Raw genomic sequence first — 21,911 nt, 5'->3', positions numbered from 1 at the left:
TTTGTAAAGGGGCAGAAGAAAACAGTCGCTTTAGAAGAGGAAAATGTCAGCTGAAGAAAAAACACCCATATCTTGCGGCATGGGTGTAATTATTGATTATTTTCTTATGCTTATTTTATGCAATTATTGATTGGCTAGACCTTCTAACTTATCAAAGTAATCAGGGAAGGTTTTAGATGTGCACTTAGGATCATTGATCGTCACTGCCGTATCACTTAGTGCCACCAATGAAAAACACATAGCCATGCGGTGATCGTCGTAAGTATCAATCGTTGCATGGGTCAACTGCTGAGGTGGCGTAATAGTAATGTAATCATGCCCTTCTTCGACTTCAGCACCCACTTTACGGAGTTCTGTTGCCATTGCTGCTAAGCGGTCAGTCTCTTTCACACGCCAGTTGTACACATTACGGATCGACGTTGTGCCATCGGCAAATAGCGCGGCTATTGCAATCGTCATCGCGGCATCTGGAATATGGTTAAAATCAAGATCTACAGCCTTAAGTTCACCGCGGCGAGCAATAACATAGTCATCACCCCACTCAATTTCAGCACCCATTGCGGCAAGTGCGTCAGCAAACTGCACATCACCTTGAATGCTTTTTTTACCTATCCCTGTCACTTTAACTTCACCGCCTTTAATGGCAGCGGCAGCTAGAAAATAAGAAGCAGATGATGCATCACCTTCAACTAAAAAGTCACCAGGTGCTTGATAAGTCTGCCCTGCGGACACTACAAATTCTTGATAATCGCGGTTTTCAACCGACACGCCAAATTGCGCCATAATTTGCAGTGTAATATCAATATAAGGCTTAGAAACAAGATCACCTTTAATACGAATAACCGTGTCTTGTTCCGCCATTGGTGCTGCCATTAAAAATGCAGTTAAGAACTGGCTAGAAATCGAACCATCGATTTCAACTTCTCCACCCTTTAAGCCACTACCTTTAATGGCTAGTGGTGGGTAATTTTCATTTTCCAAGTAGTGAACATCAGCACCAGCAGCACGCAGTGCATCAACAAGGTGACCAATTGGACGCTCTTTCATGCGGGGCTCACCTGTGAGAACAAACTCCCCGCCACCTAAGCATAATGCAGCAGCTAATGGTCGCATTGCTGTACCTGCATTGCCTAAATATAGTTCAAGGGCTTTTTCTGGCTGAAAAGCGTGACCTAAGCCGTCAACAATACATTCAGTTTTATCTGCAGATAATTGATATTGCACACCCAGAGATTCAAGAGCATTAAGCATATGACGAATGTCATCGCTATCCAGCAAGTTAGTTAAGCGAGTTTGTCCCTGTGCTAACGCTGCCAATAACAAAGCTCGGTTCGAGACACTTTTAGAACCAGGTAGGTTCACTACACCATTAATCCGTTGAATTGGCTGTAACGTTAAACTTTCCATTGCTTCTCTGATCATCCTAAATATTATGCGTTCTTGCAGATTAGCGAATAATGTGACGAGATACCAGCACCAATGCATCACCTAACTAGTACAACGTTCATCGCAGAGCCTCTAAACCTATTATTGCTCTGCTTATTCAATTCATTACTGCCTATTATTGAAGTTAACAATAACATTCATCGCAGTTTTTATTGCAATAGCGCTTCTTTAAATCAATTGCTCACGAATTAGATTGGCACCTCAGTAACTTCATTGTATATATACTCTTAAAACGCACTTATTAGAGTTAAAGGCTTTATATGACAACAGAAACACCTAAAGTGGGCATAGGGATTATTCTGGTAAATAATAAAGGGCAAGTGCTGGTTGGTAAGCGCAAAAATAGTCATTCACCGTACTATTCTATTCCTGGTGGTCACTTAGAAATAGGCGAAACTTTTGAACAATGTGCCACGCGTGAGATGATTGAAGAAACGGGCGTTCACATTCACAACCCACAAGTTATCGCGGTCACTAATAACTTAAAGACCTATCAAGAATCTGGACTGCATTACATCAGTATCGCTTTATTAGCGACTGAATATACTGGCGATCCTGAATTAAAAGAGCCTGATAAGTGCGATGGTTGGATCTGGGTGGACCCTACAGCCCTTCCCCAACCTCACTTCGATGCGAGCGAACAGTCTATCGCTTGTTATTTAAATAACGTCATTTGTCTCAGCGCCTAAACAATGCCCATGCCAACGTCTCGCCAATTTACGGTTCGTCCAGCCGTTGAGGATGATTATGAATTCCTGTTTGATTTAAAAAAACAGTCTGAGTTCGAACCTATTAAGGCAGTCTTTGGCTGGGATGAATCTATACAACGAAAGATTCATGCAGAAGAGTGGCTCGAAGAGCGCCCTTTAATCATTGAGTCAAATGGCAAAGCGATTGGTAGTTACTTAGTGCAGCACCAAGGCGATAAACTCTATTTCTGCCGATTCTTTATTTTACCGTCCTATCAAGGGTTCGGTATTGGCTCTCAAATCCTGGATATGGCAATTAGACAAGCCCAGCAACAGCAACTCCCTTTAACCCTGAGTTACTTACAAAGCAATCGTGTTGGTACGCTTTACCAGCGTATGGGTTTTGTTCAAACAGGGGAAGATAAACATTTTGTGTATATGTGCTATCGCCCTTAAGACAAAGTGATATTCGTGTTCGTCAAAAACAAATAAAGCGCCTAAAGCGCTCTATTTGATCGTTTAAAACACAGAAGACTAGTCTTGTCGCTCGATTTCTTTCGCAACGTATTCACTATTAATGATCACGCCTTCAACGTCAATCGCTTCACCATCAAGCTTATCCATCGTTAAGTCATCATCAAACTCTGTTTTTGCATTAACAATAATTGTTTTGCCATCAAGTTCGAATTGGCTCTTTACTTGGTCAACACTGGAAGCATTGCCTTTTAATTCAAAATCTTCAGCCTTTTCACCTTGCTCATCATCGAACTCAATGTCTTTCGCCCACAGCGTGTCACCTTGAGCCTGCAAATCAACTTCGACCCAACGGCCCATTTTTAAATCTGATTTTTCACCATCATCAAATTCAGTCTTTGCGGTCACTTCAGCGCGAATACGACCATTGATTTCAATTTGAGTCTTATCTTGGTTTACCCAAGTCAGCACACCCTCAACTTCGGTATCTTTATAGTCATTATCATCTTCAAGCTCTACTTTCACTGCATTGAAAACAGAATTTTCAAAACGACCGTAGACTTCAACCCAGCTACCATTTTCGAGCGTCTGGTCATCATCTTTATCAATAGAAGCACCGCTGTAAGCAACCTCTACAGGGCCAATTTTGAACGTCTGGTTATTAGTATCAAGATCAGTAACAGCACCTTCAAATTCATGCTGATCGTCATCTAGATCAGCGATTTCTTTTACCGATACAATTTTGATTGAACCATCCGCTTGGGTATAACCCGTTACCAACACCCAATCGCCAACCTCGATATCGTCATCAAGTTTGTATTCAAACGTCACACCGTCAACAGTCACTTTAGTGCCATCGATTTTTGTCACTTTACCCACGAGTGTTGGGTTAAGTTTAATGTCATTCGTATCGCCGTTGTTCGCGGTCAACTTAACACGCATCCCCTCATCAAGATTACTGAACTGAAGTGCTTTATCTTCATAAGAGATTTTTGCGTTGGCAGCTGATAACTGCTCGCCGTATAACGACAACGATTGCGTAGGTGCATTTAAAGATTGAATTTTACCGTCTAACGTACCTTATTTTTTAACCGAACTGTCTGAGCTATCACTTCCACCACAGCCTACAAGCGCTAAAGAAATAACCGTTACAAGGGCTTTTAACTTCATAATGTCCTACCACTAATAAAAAGTAACAAAATTTTGGCGCAGTATAGATTTTGATTCGTGAAGGATTCGTGAAAATTAGCGTATGATTGTCGGATTAAATAACTGCTCGTATCAGTCACATTTTTGATTCCGTATTATCCTTATGTTATGAAAATACTTATTGTTGAAGACAATCCGCAGATAATCGAAACAATTTCAGATTATTTAAGCTTGGAAAACATTACGGTTGACTGCGCTTATCACGGTGAGGGAGCGATAACACTACTGAAAACGCAGCAGTAAGATGTAATTGTGATGGATATCATGATGCCTAAACGGGACGGTATTTCAACGGCAAGCTACCTGCGTACACAGGCCCACTGCGATACCCCGATCCTATTTCTAACGGCCAAAGACACGCTGGAAGATAAAGTCGCGGCGTTCTCTGCAGGTGGTGATGACTACCTCGTTAAACCTTTTGCTTTACAAGAGCTCTATCTACGTATTCAAGCACTCGCCAATCGCGGGCCACGTCAGGATATTGGCGAGATATGCTTTGCTGATATCATCATCAATACTCAGACTCAAGTCGTTACTCGGGATTCGCACCCAATCAAGCTCAGCCGCATTCAATTTTTGATCTTGCAAGCTTTGGTCAAAAAAGCCACAACAATCATCAGTAAACAAGAACTCATCGATACCGTATGGGGCGATGAACCACCATCAAGCGATGCACTGCGCAGCCATGTTTATGGTGTCCGTAATGCCATCGACAAACTCTTTTCAACCTCGCGGTTAGAGACTATTCATGGCAAAGGCTACCGACTCAAAGCATAAGGTTTACCCAAGTTTGTATCGCAAGCTAGTGCTGACATTCAGCGTCTTAACCTTGGTGCTCGTTTCCATTTTTTGGACTGTTATTTATAAAGCTGAAGAGCAGATGGAAATTATTAGCCTACATCATTGGCTCGATACCGAAGCGAAACGTTATCAACGTGATTACGTCTTTTTTGGTGAAGAAACTATCCCACCTAATACAGCCGAGTTTTCAAGTTACTGGAGTGAAAGGCCGCACCCTGCATGGCTCAATAGTTACCAAAAACCAGGATACTTTAAACACTTTATCGAGAATGATGATAAACACTTAGTCGCGATCGAGCATCCATCTGGTGTGGGTTATTATTATATCGTATTCAATGATCATGCTGATGATTATCTCGATGATTACGAAGACAGCCTTCACTTGTACACGCTACTTCTTGGTGGTGTCGCCACGCTATTAACACTTTGCTACGGCTTATATTTTGTTCGATTACTCGCAAAACCCTTGAGTCAAATAGAAGAAAAAATTGAGCGCCTGACCCCAGATAACCCTGGTGTTACCGTAACCGCTCGATATAAAGAGTTACGCCGAATCGAAGAAAGCCTGCTACAAAGCCAGCTCACTACAGACGCTTACTTTAAACGCGAGCAAGAGTTCAATCAATTTGCTTCGCACGAATTGCGAACACCGTTAATGGTTATGTCGGGATCAATCGAGTTACTCGCTCGGATGGATGTCCTCCCTACCGTTGGCCAAAAGGCCGTCGTTCGGCTTCAACAAGCCAGCCATGATATGGAATTAATGACGGACACCTTACTGTTGCTGGGTGTTAAACAGATAGAGCCACACCATTATCAATCCCAGTCATTACCCCTAGCGCTCGAAAAACAAGCGCATTTGTTATCATCCTTATTCAGCCGACACCAAACAGCGCTAACCTTAACATCGAACAGCCAATACACAGTCGATGCTCCAACTAGCTTTGTCACTGTTGTTATGAATAACCTGATTAAGAATGCTCTTGAACATGGCAGTGGAACCGTCGACATTACACTCAATAATGACACACTTAACATACAAAACGTGAAGGCAGCCAATGAGTCAGAATGCAGTCAGCCTAATAGCTATGGCTATGGTTTGGTCATCATTCGTCGTATTTGCGAACGAATGGGTTGGATACTGGATATCAAAAATGGCCCAGATCACTTTATCGTCAGTGTGAAATTTACCAACCGCATAGAACGAGAACCAATAGGCTTGGTGTAAGGGCAATAAAAAAGGCAGCGAGGCTGCCTTAATAGTGGTCGGTCTACATTGTGTTTTATCTATCAGGCTCATTAGAGAACAACAAAATTACCAACCAAGTAGGAGTAGACGATAGAAATTAAGCGTTCTCTTGCTCAAATTTCGTCATGAAAGCGACAAGAGCTTGCACACCATCCATCGGCATTGCGTTATAAATTGAAGCACGCATGCCACCCACGGCACGGTGACCTTTCAATGCCACTAAACCCGCCGCATCTGCTTGCTGTAAAAATAGCGCATCCAGTTCTGGATTCTTAAGCTGAAATGGCACGTTCATTAAAGAACGGTTATCGGCGTGAACCTCGTTACGGTAGAAATCCGAGTGATCAATAAAGCCATACAGCACTTTAGCTTTGGCTTCGTTACGCTGCTGCATTTCAGCTACACCGCCAATGCTTTTGAGCCACTTGAAGACTTCACCTGCCAAATACCAGGCAAACGTAGGTGGAGTATTAAACATTGATTCTTTATCCACCAGCACCGAGTAATCTAAAATGCTAGGTAAAATTGTTTTCGCCTTGCCCAGTAAATCGTCACGCACAATCACCAGTGTTAATCCAGCGGGACCAATATTCTTTTGTGCGCCAGCGTAAATCACACCGTATTTGGACACGTCGATTTCACGAGACAAAATGGTAGATGACATATCTGCGACAATCGGCTTATCTGTTTCAGGCAAGTCACGGATTTCAATCCCATCGATGGTTTCATTCGGGCAGAAATGCACAAACGCAGCATCGTCAGACATTGGCCACTCTGATGCTGGTAAGATCGCTTTCTTACCATCGCGCACACACGTGATATCAACATTATTCGGTGAGCAGTATTTCTTTGCTTCAGCGACAGCACTGTGAGCCCAATAGCCGCCATCCATATAGTCTGCTGATGTTGCATCACCCAGCAAGTTCATCGGTACCGCCGCAAACTGACCACGTGCACCGCCATGGCAAAATAACACATGGTAGTTTGCAGGAATTGCTAGTAAATCACGTAGATCTTTTTCTGACTGTTCCGCCACAGCAAGAAACTCTTTGCTGCGGTGGCTAATCTCCATCACAGACGTGCCTAAACCATTCCAATTAATGAGTTCTTCCTGAACCTTTTTTAAAACTTCCGCTGGGATCATCGCTGGGCCAGCGCAAAAGTTATAGACTTTTTCCATGATGAAAAGTGTGCTCCTGCTATCGGTTATATTATTACTCACACTAGGATTTGGTTGAGTGTGATAAAGATCAATATCTTCGTTTTACACCTTTGCGACAGCGCTGAAAAGCCCTACCCCAGTAATTTCACGAAAAAACTCACCATAAGCCTTTCATCTCATAGCGAATTTTATTTAGATATAAAAAAACGCAACCCGTAGGCTGCGCTTTTATTAGTGATTCGAACTAAGAAGATTACTCTTCGTCAGTTGATTCATCTTGCTCTGAATCAGATTCAGGTTGTTGTGGCTGTTCAGCATCAGACGCTTGGTCTGCTGCTACTTCACCTTCAACCACTGTTGCTTCACCGTCAATAACAGCGTCGTCATCCAGCAATACTTCTTCAGGCTCATCGATACGTTGTAGACCAACAACAAGCTCATCTTCCGCAGTTCGGATCAGCGTTACACCTTGAGTGTTACGGCCAACACGGCTCACTTCAGAAACACGTGTACGAACCAGAGTACCACCATTGGTGATCATCATGAATTCATCACCGTCTTCAGCTTGAACGGCACCAACTACTTTACCGTTACGCTCAGAGACTTTAATCGATACAACACCTTGTGTTGCACGGCTCTTCGCTGGGTATTCATCCAATGCAGTACGCTTACCATAACCGTTTTCAGTTACTGTTAATACGTCACCTTCATTGTGCGGTACGATTAGCGAGACAACTTTGTCGCCATTCGCTAGTTTCATACCACGAACACCCGCAGCTGTACGACCCATACCACGTACTTGTTCTTCAGAGAAGCGAACAACTTTGCCTGCTTCAGAGAACAGCATGATTTGGTCTGTGCTGTTAGTTACATCAACGCCAATCAGTGAATCACCATCACGTAGGTTAACCGCAATGATGCCGGCACTACGAGGACGACTGAAGTCAGTCAGTGGCGTTTTCTTAACTGTACCGTCTGCTGTTGCCATGAATACAAACTTATCAGCTTCGTATTCTTTAACAGGCAAGATAGCGGTAATGCGTTCACCTTCTTCTAATGGAAGAATGTTAACAATTGGCTTACCACGTGCAGTACGGCTCGCTAATGGTAACTGGTAAACTTTTAGCCAGTACATACGACCACGGCTAGAGAAGCACAGAATCGTATCATGGGTATTGGCTACTAGAAGACGCTCGATGAAATCTTCATCTTTCATGCGTGTTGCAGCTTTACCTTTACCACCACGACGTTGCGCTTCGTAATCATTTAGCACTTGGTACTTAACGTAACCTTCGTGAGATAGTGTTACGACTACATCTTCTTGTGTAATTAAATCTTCAAGATCGATGTCGTGGCTTGCCGCTGTAATTTCTGTACGACGTTCATCGTTAAACTGCTCTTTAACAGCGTGTAGTTCTTCACGAATAACTTCCATTAGACGTTCAGAGCTACCCAAAATTAGGAGTAGTTCTTCAATAATGTCTAGAAGACCTTTGTATTCATCAAGGATCTTCTCATGCTCAAGGCCGGTCAAACGGTGCAGACGAAGCTCAAGGATCGCTTGTGCTTGCTGTTCAGTTAAGAAGTATTGACCACCATGAATACCATACTGAGGTGCTAACCACTCAGGACGTGCAGCATCACTACCAGCACGTTCAAGCATTGCAGACACATCACCAAGCTGCCAAGGTTGAGCCAGAAGGCCTTCACGTGCAACTTGTGGTGTTGGTGCTTTTTTGATTAATTCAATAATTTCATCGATATTAACCAAAGCAATAGCTAAACCTTCAAGAAGGTGGGCACGCTCACGCGCTTTACGCAATTCAAAAATTGTACGGCGTGTCACCACTTCACGGCGGTGATTCACGAAGCACTTCAGCATATCTTTTAAGTTAAACAGCTTAGGCTGACCATGGTCTAGAGCAACCATGTTGATACCGAATGTTGTTTGTAGCTGAGTTTGTGAGTACAAGTTATTCAAAATAACTTCGCCCACAGCATCGCGCTTACATTCAATAACAATACGCATGCCGTCTTTATCAGACTCATCACGTAGTGCGCTGATACCTTCAACCTTCTTATCTTTAACAAGCTCTGCGATCTTTTCGATCAAACGTGCTTTGTTAACTTGATAAGGGATTTCAGTAACGATAATAGTTTCTTTACCGTTCTTTTCAGCTTCGATTGTAGCCTTGGCGCGCATGTAAACTTTACCGCGGCCAGTATGGTAACCATCGATAATGCCTTTACGGCCATTAATCAATGCTGCTGTTGGGAAATCAGGACCAGGGATGTAATCCATTAGCTGATCGATAGTGATGTCTTCATTATCGATATAAGCAAGACAGCCGTTGATCACTTCACCCAGATTATGCGGTGGTATGTTTGTAGCCATACCCACGGCAATACCCGATGAACCATTCACCAATAAGTTAGGTACTCGAGTTGGAAGAACAGCTGGGATTTGCTCTGTACCATCGTAGTTCGGTACATAGTCAACAGTGTCTTTATCTAGATCTGCCAAAAGTTCGTGGGCAATTTTTGCCATACGAATTTCGGTGTAACGCATTGCCGCTGCGGAGTCACCATCAACGGAACCGAAGTTACCTTGACCGTCGACTAACATGTATCGCAGTGAGAATGGTTGAGCCATACGTACGATAGTGTCGTATACAGCGCTATCACCGTGTGGGTGATATTTACCGATTACGTCACCTACCACACGGGCAGATTTTTTATATGCTTTGTTCCAGTCATTGCCTAGCACATTCATCGCGAATAATACGCGACGGTGCACAGGCTTTAGGCCATCACGCACATCCGGAAGAGCACGACCAACGATAACTGACATCGCATAGTCGAGGTATGAGCCTTTCAGCTCCTCTTCAATGTTTACGGGCGTGATCTCTTTTGCAAGATCGCTCATTGAGCCAATATCCCTCAGGTAATTTCTGTCGTATTTTTATACGTGCAAGGTGCGAGAATATAGCATATTTCCGTAAAAATAGGCATACCTTTCACACTTTATGTTGTGAGTAATGGAGCAGTTTAGTCTAAAAGAGCGAGTAAATATCAATCGATTAGTTAACAAACTCATGCTTCAACGTAAAAACACATTTTACAAACCCACCTCAACCTCAAAATATAAAAGAAAGTGATACCAATTGTAAAATTGAGATGCGCTCGCTTTTTATACAAAAACATTCACTTGTCACTTTTTTAATAAGCAAAAATAAGATCGCTGTCACCATCAAAATAATTAAGCCCAGTAGAATCAACCAGGCAATACCAAACAAGGTGAATAACCCGATAGTCACTTGGTGAGAAACACTTCGTTATAATCACCCAGTCATAATCCGTTGGTATACAGCCTGACTGGTAATGCGTGCTCTACGTAATGTTCACGTTAATTATTGAGTGAGGTTGTTATGTTGGGATCTGCAATTAATACTATTGGGCTTTGCATCATTGGTGGTAAATACATTTTAATGCTCATTCTTGCCGCTATGACTGCATTTTCAGGATCGATCAATCCCGATGCCTTTTCATTTGTTATGGCAGAAATATCGCAGTAACCATTTTTATATCGGTATCAGTGCCGGTTTCTGCTTTCTGTTTCACCTTCATCGGGAAGCCACATTGTGACTTCCCCTATTTAATTCCACTTCTATCCCCCATCTCGCATCTAACTATTTCAAGTCGCTAACAATTAGCTATAATGCGGCCACCGATTATGGACAAATGGCACGAAGCATGACCAAACCGTTAAATGTCGATCCGGCAGAAATCAGTAAATTTGAAGATATGGCCTCACGCTGGTGGGATCTGGAAGGTGAATTCAAACCCCTTCACGAAATCAATCCACTACGATTAAATTACGTGATTGATCACGCTGATGGCTTGTTTGGTAAGAAAGTGCTCGATGTTGGCTGCGGTGGCGGTATTTTAGCTGAGAGCATGGCTGTCGAAGGTGGTGAGGTTACTGGCCTTGATATGGGTAAAGAACCGCTTACTGTTGCTCGTCTGCACGCCTTAGAAACAGGCTCTAAGCTCGAGTATGTGCAATGCACCGCAGAAGAACATGCAGAACAAAATCCAGAAACTTACGATGTCGTCACTTGCATGGAAATGTTAGAGCATGTACCAGATCCGGCCTCAGTGATTGCAGCCTGTGCAAAAATGGTTAAACCCGGCGGCCATGTCTTTTTCTCGACATTAAACCGTAATGCTAAATCATATTTGTTTGCCATTGTCGGTGCAGAGCAGTTACTTAAGGTTGTTCCGAAAGGCACACACGATCACAGCAAATTCATTCGCCCTTCAGAAATGATGGCAATGATAGATCAAACACCGCTGCAAGATCGCCATATTATCGGCCTGCACTATAACCCACTAACCAACAACTATTGGTTGGGCAGTAATGTCGATGTGAACTACATCGTGCATACAGTGAAACCACTGTAGTTTCAGTATAACAAGATCATTATCTGATCACTTAATCATTGTTAAAGTGATCAGATACTTACCCCACTTATTCTAAAGCTAGCTATTCTTATTAAAGCGACGCTGCCTATTCACTTACGCCTTTCATGTTTATCAGCGTTGGTTCGCCTCCCTTAGCGCCTTACTTTTTCTATTACGCGAATAAGGGTGAGTAGCTGGTTTACTTTGATAAGGATATTGCTATGCCCCAACCTATTGAAGGTGTACTCTTCGATCTTGACGGTACATTACTCGATACCGCGCCAGATATGGCACTTGCGGCCAATAAAGTCCTTGCGAAGCATGGCATACCTCCGCTCCGTAATCATCAAATTCAAGCAAACACCAGTTTCGGTGCTAAAGGCCTGCTAGAAGCCGGATTTGATGGAATTCCTGACCACCTCGATTTCCTTTCGCTCCGTCAAGAATTCCTCGACTATTATCAGCAAAGCATTTGCATCAACACCCGTTTTTATCATGGAATTGAACATCTACTTTGCAGTTTGGAGCATCATGGTATTCCTTGGGGCATCATGACCAATAAACCGGCCTTTCTAACAGAGATGTTACTCCCCTTTTTCCCGTTACTTCAACGCGCCAAGGCCGTTGTCTGTGGCGATACTCTCCCGCTTGCGAAACCGCATCCAGAACCCTTACTGTACGCCAGCGAGTTAATAGCAACCCCTCATACACAGTGTGCTTATATCGGGGATATTGAAAAAGACATGATTGCCGCCAACGCCGCCAACATGCAGGGCTTTGTTGCAAGTTGGGGTTATATCGGAGAGCACCATTTCCCTGAACAATGGAACGCGGCAGGTATTCTGCCGACTCCGCAAGATATACTCACTTTATTGCTTAAATAAATACCACCAAAACAGACACTTTTTGAGCGTCTTTTTCGTCTGACAACCATGGTTTTATTGACTAAAAAATCAAGTAAAAAAAATTTTTTTTTTCAAAAAAACTCACTCAAGATCAGTTGCAATTTTCTTTAATACTTATGTATCTGCTTGAGTGAGTTAGTAGGCACTAACTATTTATAACACATCCCCAAGTTATCCACAGATGGTCGTTTTTTGTCAACTTGCAAAACGCCGCCATCAACACTATCTTGTAACGCATTAAGCTCAACACCCCAATATATAGTGTTTTCAGTGCAAACACATAATTGTTACAAAGATCACACTCTTTGCTAGCAAATTACTAAAAATTGCAAAAAACACGGGGTTCAATGGAATACAGCCAAAAATGAATCAACAGCTAACTGTTACTAAACGTGATGGCCGCAAAGAGACTATCGAACTGGACAAACTTCACCGAGTGATTACTTGGGCTGCCGAAGGACTGGAAAACGTTTCTGTCTCTCAAGTAGAATTGAAATCACACATCCAGTTTTACGATGGCATCAAAACGGAAGATATCCACGAAACCATCATCAAATCAGCGGCTGATCTCATTTCGGAAGAAACGCCAGATTACCAATATCTGGCTGCACGCCTTGCGATTTTCCACCTACGTAAAAAAGCGTATGGTAAATTCGAGCCACCAACACTTTATGACCACGTAACTAACCTTATTGAAAAAGGTAAGTACGACCAACATTTGCTCGAAGATTACACCCCTGAAGAATTTGCAGTGATGGATGGCTTTATCGATCACTGGCGCGATATGAACTTCTCATACGCTGCGGTTAAGCAACTTGAAGGTAAATACCTCGTTCAAAACCGAGTATCCGGTGAGATCTTTGAAAGTGCGCAATTCCTATACATACTAATTGCTGCGTGCTTGTTCGCTAAATATCCAAAAGAAACACGCCTTGATTACATCAAGCGTTTCTACGATGCGTCATCACAGTTCAAAATTTCACTACCAACACCGATTATGTCTGGTGTGCGTACCCCTACCCGTCAATTCAGCTCATGTGTATTGATCGAGTGTGACGATAGCCTTGATTCAATCAATGCAACATCAAGCGCAATCGTACGTTACGTTTCTCAACGTGCAGGTATTGGTATCAATGCTGGTCGTATCCGTGCGCTAGGTTCTGAAATCCGTGGTGGTGAAGCATTCCATACTGGTTGTATTCCGTTCTACAAATACTTCCAGACTGCTGTTAAGTGTTGTTCACAAGGTGGGGTGCGTGGCGGTGCTGCGACATTGTTCTACCCAATGTGGCACGGTGAAGTAGAATCTTTACTGGTACTGAAAAACAACCGTGGTGTTGAAGAGAACCGTGTTCGTCACATGGATTACGGCGTACAACTCAATAAACTGATGTACACCCGTTTGATCAAGGGCGAGAATATTTCTTTATTCTCTCCTTCTGACGTACCAGGGCTATACGATGCATTCTTCGCAGACCAAGTTGAATTTGAACGTTTATACGTAAAATACGAGCAAGACGATAGCATTAAGAAAACATCAGTAAAAGCGCTCGACCTATTCTCGCTACTCATGCAAGAACGTGCATCAACGGGCCGTATCTACATTCAGAACGTTGACCACTGTAATACGCATAGCCCATTTGACCCAGCTGTTGCACCAATTCGTCAATCAAACTTGTGTCTTGAAATTGCCCTACCAACCAAGCCACTAAACAACGTTGAAGATGAAAACGGTGAGATTGCACTATGTACGCTATCTGCGTTTAACCTTGGTGCTATTGAGTCACTTGATGATCTTGAAGAACTTGCAGAATTAACAGTACGTGCACTTGATGCCCTACTTGATTACCAAGATTACCCATTACCAGCAGCACGCCGTTCAACCATGAACCGTCGTACACTGGGTGTTGGTGTAATCAACTTTGCTTACTACTTAGCGAAAAATGGTGTTCGTTACTCTGACGGTAGTGCAAACAACTTAACGCATGAAGCATTTGAAGCGATTCAATACTACCTATTGAAAGCATCGCTTGGCTTAGCAAAAGAACAAGGCGCATGTCCTTCATTCAATGAAACGACTTACGCACAAGGCATTCTACCTATCGATACTTATAAAAAAGACATCGATAAGATCTGTGATGCAGAGCTGAAATACGATTGGGAAACACTGCGTGAAGAAATCAAAACGCACGGTTTACGTAACTCAACGCTATCAGCACTGATGCCTTCTGAGACGTCTTCACAAATTTCGAATGCAACTAACGGCATCGAGCCACCACGTGGCTTCGTATCGGTAAAAGCATCGAAAGACGGTATCTTGAAGCAAGTTGTTCCTGAATACAGTAAGTACAAAGATAACTACGAACTACTGTGGAACATCGGTAGCAATGATGGCTACTTACAACTTGTTGGTATTATGCAGAAATTCATCGATCAGGCGATTTCAGCGAACACTAACTACGACCCAAGCAAGCAAGCTGGTGGCAAAGTTCCAATGAAACTCTTGCTAAAAGACCTGCTTAACGCGTATAAACTCGGCGTGAAAACGCTTTACTACCATAATACGCGCGATGGTGCTTCAGACGCTCAAGGCGATGTAGGTGCAGACGATTGCACAAGTTGTAAAATTTAAAGAATTGAATGGGAGCTTCGGCTCCCTTTAATGTCGAGGAAATCATGGCATATAGCACTTTTTGTCAAACAAATAACGATCAACTAAAAGAACCGATGTTTTTCGGTCAGCCAGTCAATGTTGCCCGTTACGATCAACAAAAATTCGAAATTTTTGAAAAACTGATCGAAAAGCAACTTTCTTTCTTCTGGCGTCCTGAAGAAGTGGATGTCTCAGGCGATCGTATCGACTACAACAATCTGCCAGAGCACGAGAAACACATTTTCATCAGCAACTTGAAATATCAAACGCTGCTTGATTCGATCCAAGGCCGAAGCCCTAACGTCGCGCTACTGCCTATTGTTTCCATTCCTGAGCTTGAAACTTGGATTGAAACTTGGTCGTTCTCTGAAACAATCCACTCTCGCTCTTACACGCATATTATCCGTAATATCGTAAAAGACCCGTCGATTGTGTTTGATGACATCGTGGATAACGAGCACATCATCAAGCGTGCTGGTGATATCTCTAAGTACTACGATAACCTGATCAACCAAACCAACAACTACCACCGCCTCGGCGAAGGTACACATGTTGTTAACGGTGAAAAAGTTGTTGTTAATCTTCGCGAAATCAAAAAAACACTTTACCTTTGCATGATGTCAGTCAACGCGCTAGAAGCGATTCGTTTCTACGTGAGCTTTGCTTGTTCATTTGCGTTTGCTGAACGTGAACTGATGGAAGGTAACGCGAAAATCATCAAGCTAATTGCCCGTGATGAAGCACTTCACCTTACGGGTACTCAGCATATTTTGAACTTGCTACGCACAGGCCAAGATGATCCGGAAATGGCTGAGATTGCAAAAGAGTGCCAGCAAGAATGTTTCGACATTTTCCACGATGCTGCAGAACAAGAAAAAGAATGGGCTGAATACCTGTTCAAAGATGGCTCTATGATTGGCTTGAACAAAGACATTCTTTGCCAATATGTTGAGTACATTACGAACTTGCGTATGAGTACTGTTGGTCTAGGTCAGGCATACCCTGAAGCGACCCAAAACCCAATTCCTTGGATTAACTCATGGTTATCTTCTGATAACGTGCAAGTTGCTCCACAAGAAGCGGAAATCAGTTCATACCTTGTTGGCCAAATCGATAATGATGTAAGCGCTGACGATCTTGGTGATTTTGAACTATGAGTCAATTAACCATTATGGTTAACGGCATTAAGGTTTACGGCAATAGCCGTGAACCTTTACTCGTACAGCTCGAAAAAGTGGGAATTCAACCAGAATACCAATGCCGCAATGGTATGTGTGGCGCTTGTCGCTGCAAACTTCAAACCGGTGCAGTCGATCAGCAAGATTCAATGGCATTTGTAGGTCAGAATGAAATTCTGAGTTGTTGCTCTGTGCCTAAATCAGACATCAATGTTGAATTTGATTATCACGTCGTGCCAGAAACACTCGCAGAAGTATCAAATAGCTAACATTGTATTTCAAGGTTAGCTATTTCATTAACCTCTCATCCCCCTTACTTCACTAGAACCAACACCACTTCTTTGCCACTGATTCATCCACGAAAATCGTGGTTATTTAATGATGCGCAGCAAGAAAGATCTCACCCGTTCGCTCCAACGAACCATACTCACCCAGTACATCTTTATGTTCCAGCCAACGGCGCAGCATGTCTAGCATTACAGTCGCAATCATAGTGCGATGTGCATTATGGCTATATTCTCGTTTCGTTTTCACGGTTTGTGCCCAGTCACCTTGTGGGGTCGCCAGTGCAATAGCCACACTGCCATCGATACACATACCAGAAGCTAGAGCGACATTCGTTTGGCTACGTTCACGTGCTCCTGACGCCATCGCTAACACCGCAGCAAGCTGATCACTATTACTCTCATCAACTTGACCAGCCAATACCCAACCTTGCTGACACTGGGCACGAGACTCTGGCGTTTCTTGCATCCAGTTTGTCACATAACCACTGGTAAACTGCTCTGCCACAGTGAGTGTCAGCTTATCCGCAGCTAGACGCTGGCCAATATTCTCTATCAGAGACTGTTCAACCGATACCACATGATCAGCCAGCACATCTATCATTTGCTGATGAAAGTGCTGTGCTTGCTGGTGCGCTTTCTCTGCAAATAACTTCACTTCAATAAACGGCAATGACGAGCGATAACCGATTTCACATCCTTGAGGCAAACTCAGTGCAGTTAAACTCTCACCTATACCCGATTCAGATAAACCAAAGGTATGGAAACGATGACAACGCAACGCAGTATTTTCAGGGTATTGCTGCTTCATTCTTGGCAAAATTTCATCATGGATCATTTGCTTGAACTCACTCGGCACACCAGGAGTAAAATACAAAATAGCTCTATTGAGCTTCATCGCAAAGCCACACGCCGTCCCAACTGGGTTTTCAAGTAGTTCGGCACCTTCAGGTAACATGGCTTGCTTAAGGTTTGATTGAGGCATCTCACGACCGAGTTTTTGATACTTCAACAGCATCTGTTCGACCCAGTAGTCTGATTGCTCCAAGCCAAGGTTGGCAGCAACCGCAGCTGCTTGGGCAGTCAAATCATCCGTTGTTGGCCCTAACCCACCATTCACAATCACAATGTCGTTACGTAAACTCGTACTCACTAACTCTTCAGCCAACACCTCTAGTTGATCACCAACAGTTATTCTACGAGTCATAGCAAACCCTTGCTCGAATAACAAACGAGAAAGCCAAGCAGCATTGGTATCAACGATGTCGCCATGCAACACTTCTTCCCCTGTACTGATCATTGCGATGTGTAGCATCTGTTCACCTTTACACTTGTGTGATCTCTAATTCATAGAACAAACGGCCATCGCCGTTAGTCCACGCTCATTGAGTATCTTAGCTTGCTCTATGTCGCTTGCCTACGCCTCAACCTACTGAAAAATAATCAAACCTAACGCTAACACTCTATAGCGATAAAAAGTAGATAAAAGGTCAAATACCAAACTGAGTGAATCCCCCCAAAATAAACCGTAAAGATTGCTTTACACTGAGTAATTCACCGTTGACAGTTTAGCTCGCTAGCTTTAAGGTAGCTTTCAGCCAAGATATTCTAGTCAAACACTGGAATACCAATAATAATAGCAATGAAAGAGTCAAAACTGTGATAACACGCCACCAGCCAACTTACTATCGCTAGCCGCAGTAGAACAGAAAGTGTAAAGATTAAATTACACACTCTACTGTGGCCATCCCAAAGCTATCACGATGCAGCAAAGCTCGTGACAACCTACTGATTTAGCAAATAACTAAAACGTTAAATCGCCAAGATAACTTTCGGGAGCGACCCTCTAATGACAATGAACAAAACCTTTGGCAGTATGCTTATTATTGCTGGCACCACGATTGGCGCAGGCATGCTTGCCCTCCCCCTTGCTTCTGCGGGATTAGGCTTTTCTACTGCAATTATGATTATGGTGGGCATTTGGGCACTAATGACCTACACCGCGCTATTGATGCTAGAGGTTCATCAATATGCAAGTCCTAGTGCAACCTTACATACACTCGCGCGTGACCTACTCGGCCGTAAAGGGCAAGTGATTGCTAGTTTTGCAATGCTATTTCTATTTTACGCACTGTGTGCAGCCTACATAGCAGGTGGTGGTGCGCAAATGAACGACAAACTTGTTCATTGGTTTGATCTGGATGTCGCACCTCAAGTCGGTACGATTGGCTTTACCGTGGTAATTGCTGCAGTGGTATCGATTGGTACACACTCTGTCGATATAATTAACCGCATATTATTTAGCTTAAAAATTGTGGCTTTGGCGACAATGCTCGGTCTGCTTGTTCCACATGTACAAGGTGATCACCTTATTAATATGCCGTTAGAGAAAGGGTTAGTCATTTCAGCACTGCCTGTCGTTTTTACCTCATTTGGCTTTCACGGTAGTATTCCTTCAATTGTGCGCTACGTAGGCATTGATATTCGCTCGCTCCGAAAGGTGATGGTGATTGGTTCTGCAGTCCCGCTAACAGTATACATTTTATGGCAAATCGCTAGCCAAGGCGTTTTAAGCCAACCTGATCTCATGAGTAGCTCTAACCTTGGTATGTTCATCAGCAGCCTTAGCGACATGCTCCATAACCCTATGGTGAGCCAATCTGTTTCAATCTTTGCTGATCTTGCCTTAGCGACGTCATTCCTAGGCGTTAGCTTAGGGCTCTTTGATTTTCTATCAGACAGCTTCAACCGTGGTGATAAAGTGGGCGGACGAGTGCAAACCGCATTGATTACCTTTGTTCCACCACTATGCTTCGCCTTGTTCTACCCACAAGGCTTTATTATGGCACTCGGTTATGCTGCGATTGCACTGGTTGTATTAGCACTGTTCTTGCCCGTTGCTATGGTCAATGCACAACGTAAAAAACATCATGAAATGGATGAAGACTTAAACGGCTACCAAGTTCGCGGTGGTAAGCCTGCTCTTGCTGCCGTTACCCTGAGCGGTATCATTATTATCAGTGCTCAATTTCTCCAAATGGCAGGCGTTATTCCAGCAGTCGGATAAATAAATGCATAGCCACTTTAGCTTCGATAAGTTAGAGTGGCTTTTTATTAAACCCTTCATCCTAAAAGCCCCCCCCTTAGGCGTGGCACGCTTAAATTGCATTTAATTAGCATCTTAACCCTTCTAGTCAAAAACAACCGTTTTCGGTACATTCTCACCAACAATTCTTCTAAAGAATCAATGAATTAACCTTTACGATATTGTAATTAATGAACAGATATCACGATTCCTCATAAAATTCATATTGTTAATAGGTGTTTTGGGCTAGTCTGAACGTCTTATTCCTTGATACTAATTATAAACTTTGGTAATGAGCCAACATTTTTCTCTTTTTGATCGCCTTCAGTCCCCAGTCTGGATATTCGACATTGATCATAAACGTATTATTTGGGCCAATCAGGCTTCACTACCATTATGGGAATCTTCGTCGATCGAGGAGTTAGTCTCCCGTGACTTAGCGAAGGATATGTCACAAGCTGTCCACGCGATTCTTGATGAATACCAACAGCATTTTCATCGGGGTGAACATATAAAGACATGGTGGAACTTCAACCCTAAACAAAAACAAAAGAAAGCACTTTGCTGTTTCTCTGGCTTCACATTAGAAGATGGTAGAACAGCGATGTTAGTCGAAGTAATTGCCGATGAATCAACGTTACGTCGTGAACTCGCTTTTGCTGAATGTTCAAACCTTGCACTACTGTTCGAGTGCCAAGGCGACTTAATCAGTGCCAACGATGTGTACGCACATGAATTTGGTTCTCTACTCCAAGATTTAGCGCACTTTTTAGGTGACCGACAACTTGCAAATGCCTGGTTGACTGAGGCTCAAGCAAACAGCGTCATTCACCGACAAAAGCTTTGTTGGACAGGTAAACAGCACCTTTGGTTTGATATCGAGGGGAAATGGCTACAAGATAAACAACAGCTGTTGTTGCACCTTACCAATATCAGTCCTGAAAAAGAGAAATTACGTAAAGCTAAGTACAACGCAGAACACGATTTCCTTACCGGATTATTGAATCGGCGCGGTATTACTAACGCTATAAAAAAATCCCATCATGATCGCCAACCTTATAGTTTACTCTTTTTAGATATTGATGGATTCAAGCTGGTTAACGACACCTATGGCCACGCTATTGGTGATAAATTATTGCGCGCAATCGCAATTCGCTTAAACGATACTTTGCAGCAAAAAGGCTTATTGGCTCGCTTTGGTGGCGATGAGTTTATTATTCAAATGGAACGCCGTTTCATCACGGACAGTAGCCTGTTTGCAAAAGAGATAATCGCAGTACTCAACCGACCTTTCCATCTGAAAGAAGTCGGTGAACTATCAATTGGTTGTAGTATTGGTATTACCCACTACCCTGACGATGCTATCGACATTGAAACCTTGGTTACACAAGCTGATATGGCGATGCACCGTGCAAAATTACGTGGACGTAATCGCAGCCATCATTTTTCACCAGAAATGGCCGATGCGCTATACCGAAAAATGACCCTGCGCCACCACTTAACCGTGGCAATGGAAGAAGAAGCCTTTGAGCTCTACTACCAACCGATAGTTGATTTAAAAAGCCGCCACCTAAAAGGATTTGAAGCCTTAATTCGCTGGCACGATGAAGAATTAGGACAAGTATCACCTGCCGAATTTATCCCTTTAGCAGAAGAAACTGGCCAAATTGTTCCGATGGGACGGTGGATTTTAGAAAGCGCTTGCAAACAGCTAGCTGCATGGCAGAAAAAATACCAACGCAAGTTCATCATTAGTGTCAATTTATCACGCGCTCAACTGCAAGCCAGCCTAGCAGGCAATGTTGCCGAAATGCTGGAACTGTATCAACTTGAACCATCATCGTTGGCATTAGAGCTCACAGAGTCTACCATGCTGCAAGAATATGACGATGCTAAGCAATGCTTAGAAGATCTTGATGCACTGGGGATCGAGCTTCATCTTGATGATTTTGGCACAGGCTATTCATCACTTTCCCAACTGCAAGATCTACCGATCAGCACAGTAAAACTTGACCGCAGTTTTGTTCAAGGTGAACACAAAGGCAGCCAAGCCATTATTGAAGCAACGCAGGCTATCTGTGAAAAGTTAGATTTAAAGGTTGTTGCTGAAGGGGTTGAAACCATATCTCAGCTAGAGTACCTGCAAAACTGTAACTTCGATTACTGTCAGGGTTACTATTTAGGGAGACCTATGCCACCGCATGAACTGGAAGCGCGAAACTTCAGCCTCTTAAATGCCGTTCCAATTAAACGAATCATGCTTTAGTCTAAAGGCTCTTTAGAGCCTTTTCTTTTATCGAATGTCACACTGT

General features: G+C 43.2%; 16 protein-coding genes and 1 pseudogene. 12 read left to right on the top strand and 5 right to left on the bottom strand.

The annotated features are described in order from the left end of the window. Positions 1-123 precede the first annotated feature (123 nt). Positions 124-1,407: a 3-phosphoshikimate 1-carboxyvinyltransferase gene (gene aroA, locus OCU87_RS06020; protein WP_062688630.1), complete on the bottom strand. Its 1,284-nt coding sequence runs from the start codon at positions 1,405-1,407 to the stop codon at positions 124-126. A gap of 299 nt (positions 1,408-1,706) precedes the next feature. On the opposite strand from aroA, the gene OCU87_RS06015 reads away from it, so the two are divergent. Together OCU87_RS06015 and OCU87_RS06010 are read left to right on the top strand one after the other, a co-directional pair. Further along, positions 1,707-2,135 (top strand): nucleotide triphosphate diphosphatase NUDT15, encoded by a 429-nt coding sequence (locus OCU87_RS06015; RefSeq protein WP_062688628.1) that lies wholly within the window; start codon positions 1,707-1,709, stop codon positions 2,133-2,135. A 9-nt stretch (positions 2,136-2,144) separates the two neighbouring features. Continuing rightward, a complete protein-coding gene (locus OCU87_RS06010) occupies positions 2,145-2,591 on the top strand; it encodes a GNAT family N-acetyltransferase (RefSeq protein ID WP_157072547.1) in 447 nt (148 codons plus the stop codon). Positions 2,592-2,669: 78 nt separating this feature from the next. On the opposite strand, the gene OCU87_RS06005 is transcribed toward OCU87_RS06010, so the two are convergent. Next, entirely contained in the window at positions 2,670-3,641 is a 972-nt protein-coding gene (locus OCU87_RS06005; protein WP_261858001.1) for a DUF5666 domain-containing protein, read from the bottom strand. Positions 3,642-3,926: 285 nt separating this feature from the next. Between OCU87_RS06005 and OCU87_RS06000 the strand changes: the two are divergent. Both OCU87_RS06000 and OCU87_RS05995 read left to right on the top strand, forming a co-directional pair. Further along, positions 3,927-4,595 (top strand): annotated as a pseudogene (locus OCU87_RS06000) (response regulator transcription factor). Next, positions 4,567-5,847, top strand: coding sequence for a sensor histidine kinase (locus OCU87_RS05995; RefSeq protein WP_261858000.1), 1,281 nt, complete (start codon positions 4,567-4,569; stop codon positions 5,845-5,847). Before OCU87_RS06000 ends, OCU87_RS05995 begins: the two are co-directional and overlap by 29 nt. 118 nt (positions 5,848-5,965) lie before the next feature. Here the strand turns inward: OCU87_RS05995 and serC are convergent, their stop codons facing one another. Then, entirely contained in the window at positions 5,966-7,048 is a 1,083-nt protein-coding gene (serC, locus tag OCU87_RS05990; protein WP_062688619.1) for a 3-phosphoserine/phosphohydroxythreonine transaminase, read from the bottom strand. Positions 7,049-7,283: 235 nt separating this feature from the next. Next, positions 7,284-9,956, bottom strand: a complete 2,673-nt coding sequence (gyrA, locus tag OCU87_RS05985; protein WP_261857999.1) for a DNA topoisomerase (ATP-hydrolyzing) subunit A — start codon at positions 9,954-9,956, stop codon at positions 7,284-7,286. 502 nt (positions 9,957-10,458) lie between these two features. Here gyrA and OCU87_RS05980 point away from each other — a divergent pair. From OCU87_RS05980 to yfaE, 6 genes are all read left to right on the top strand, one after another. Next, positions 10,459-10,605: a hypothetical protein gene (locus OCU87_RS05980; RefSeq protein WP_164488542.1), complete on the top strand. Its 147-nt coding sequence runs from the start codon at positions 10,459-10,461 to the stop codon at positions 10,603-10,605. A 178-nt stretch (positions 10,606-10,783) separates the two neighbouring features. After that, positions 10,784-11,494: a bifunctional 2-polyprenyl-6-hydroxyphenol methylase/3-demethylubiquinol 3-O-methyltransferase UbiG gene (gene ubiG / locus OCU87_RS05975; protein ID WP_261857998.1), complete on the top strand. Its 711-nt coding sequence runs from the start codon at positions 10,784-10,786 to the stop codon at positions 11,492-11,494. 221 nt (positions 11,495-11,715) lie between these two features. Next, positions 11,716-12,378 carry an HAD family hydrolase gene (locus tag OCU87_RS05970; protein ID WP_261857997.1) on the top strand — a complete coding sequence of 221 codons (663 nt, stop codon included), beginning with the start codon at positions 11,716-11,718 and terminating at the stop codon, positions 12,376-12,378. Positions 12,379-12,763: 385 nt separating this feature from the next. Continuing rightward, positions 12,764-15,031: a class 1a ribonucleoside-diphosphate reductase subunit alpha gene (nrdA, locus tag OCU87_RS05965; RefSeq protein WP_261857996.1), complete on the top strand. Its 2,268-nt coding sequence runs from the start codon at positions 12,764-12,766 to the stop codon at positions 15,029-15,031. Between the two features lie 44 nt (positions 15,032-15,075). Beyond that, positions 15,076-16,209: a class Ia ribonucleoside-diphosphate reductase subunit beta gene (gene nrdB, locus OCU87_RS05960; RefSeq protein ID WP_062688612.1), complete on the top strand. Its 1,134-nt coding sequence runs from the start codon at positions 15,076-15,078 to the stop codon at positions 16,207-16,209. Further along, entirely contained in the window at positions 16,206-16,499 is a 294-nt protein-coding gene (yfaE, locus tag OCU87_RS05955; protein WP_094957980.1) for a class I ribonucleotide reductase maintenance protein YfaE, read from the top strand. The genes nrdB and yfaE overlap by 4 nt, the downstream gene beginning before the upstream one ends. Positions 16,500-16,605: 106 nt before the next feature. Here the strand turns inward: yfaE and OCU87_RS05950 are convergent, their stop codons facing one another. Then, positions 16,606-17,829, bottom strand: coding sequence for a CinA family nicotinamide mononucleotide deamidase-related protein (locus tag OCU87_RS05950; RefSeq protein WP_062688609.1), 1,224 nt, complete (start codon positions 17,827-17,829; stop codon positions 16,606-16,608). A 534-nt stretch (positions 17,830-18,363) separates the two neighbouring features. On the opposite strand from OCU87_RS05950, the gene tyrP reads away from it, so the two are divergent. Together tyrP and OCU87_RS05940 are read left to right on the top strand one after the other, a co-directional pair. Then, complete coding sequence (gene tyrP / locus OCU87_RS05945) at positions 18,364-19,581, top strand: tyrosine transporter TyrP (protein WP_261857995.1); 1,218 nt, start codon at positions 18,364-18,366, stop codon at positions 19,579-19,581. Positions 19,582-19,891: 310 nt separating this feature from the next. After that, positions 19,892-21,865 (top strand): putative bifunctional diguanylate cyclase/phosphodiesterase, encoded by a 1,974-nt coding sequence (locus OCU87_RS05940; RefSeq protein WP_261857994.1) that lies wholly within the window; start codon positions 19,892-19,894, stop codon positions 21,863-21,865. The last annotated feature ends 46 nt before the right edge of the window (positions 21,866-21,911 follow it).

The organism is Photobacterium sanguinicancri (assembly GCF_024346675.1).
GTDB classification, from domain to species: domain Bacteria; phylum Pseudomonadota; class Gammaproteobacteria; order Enterobacterales; family Vibrionaceae; genus Photobacterium; species Photobacterium sanguinicancri.
The sequence above is the reverse complement of the archived record's forward strand: the minus strand, read 5'-3'. Positions and strand labels throughout refer to the sequence as shown.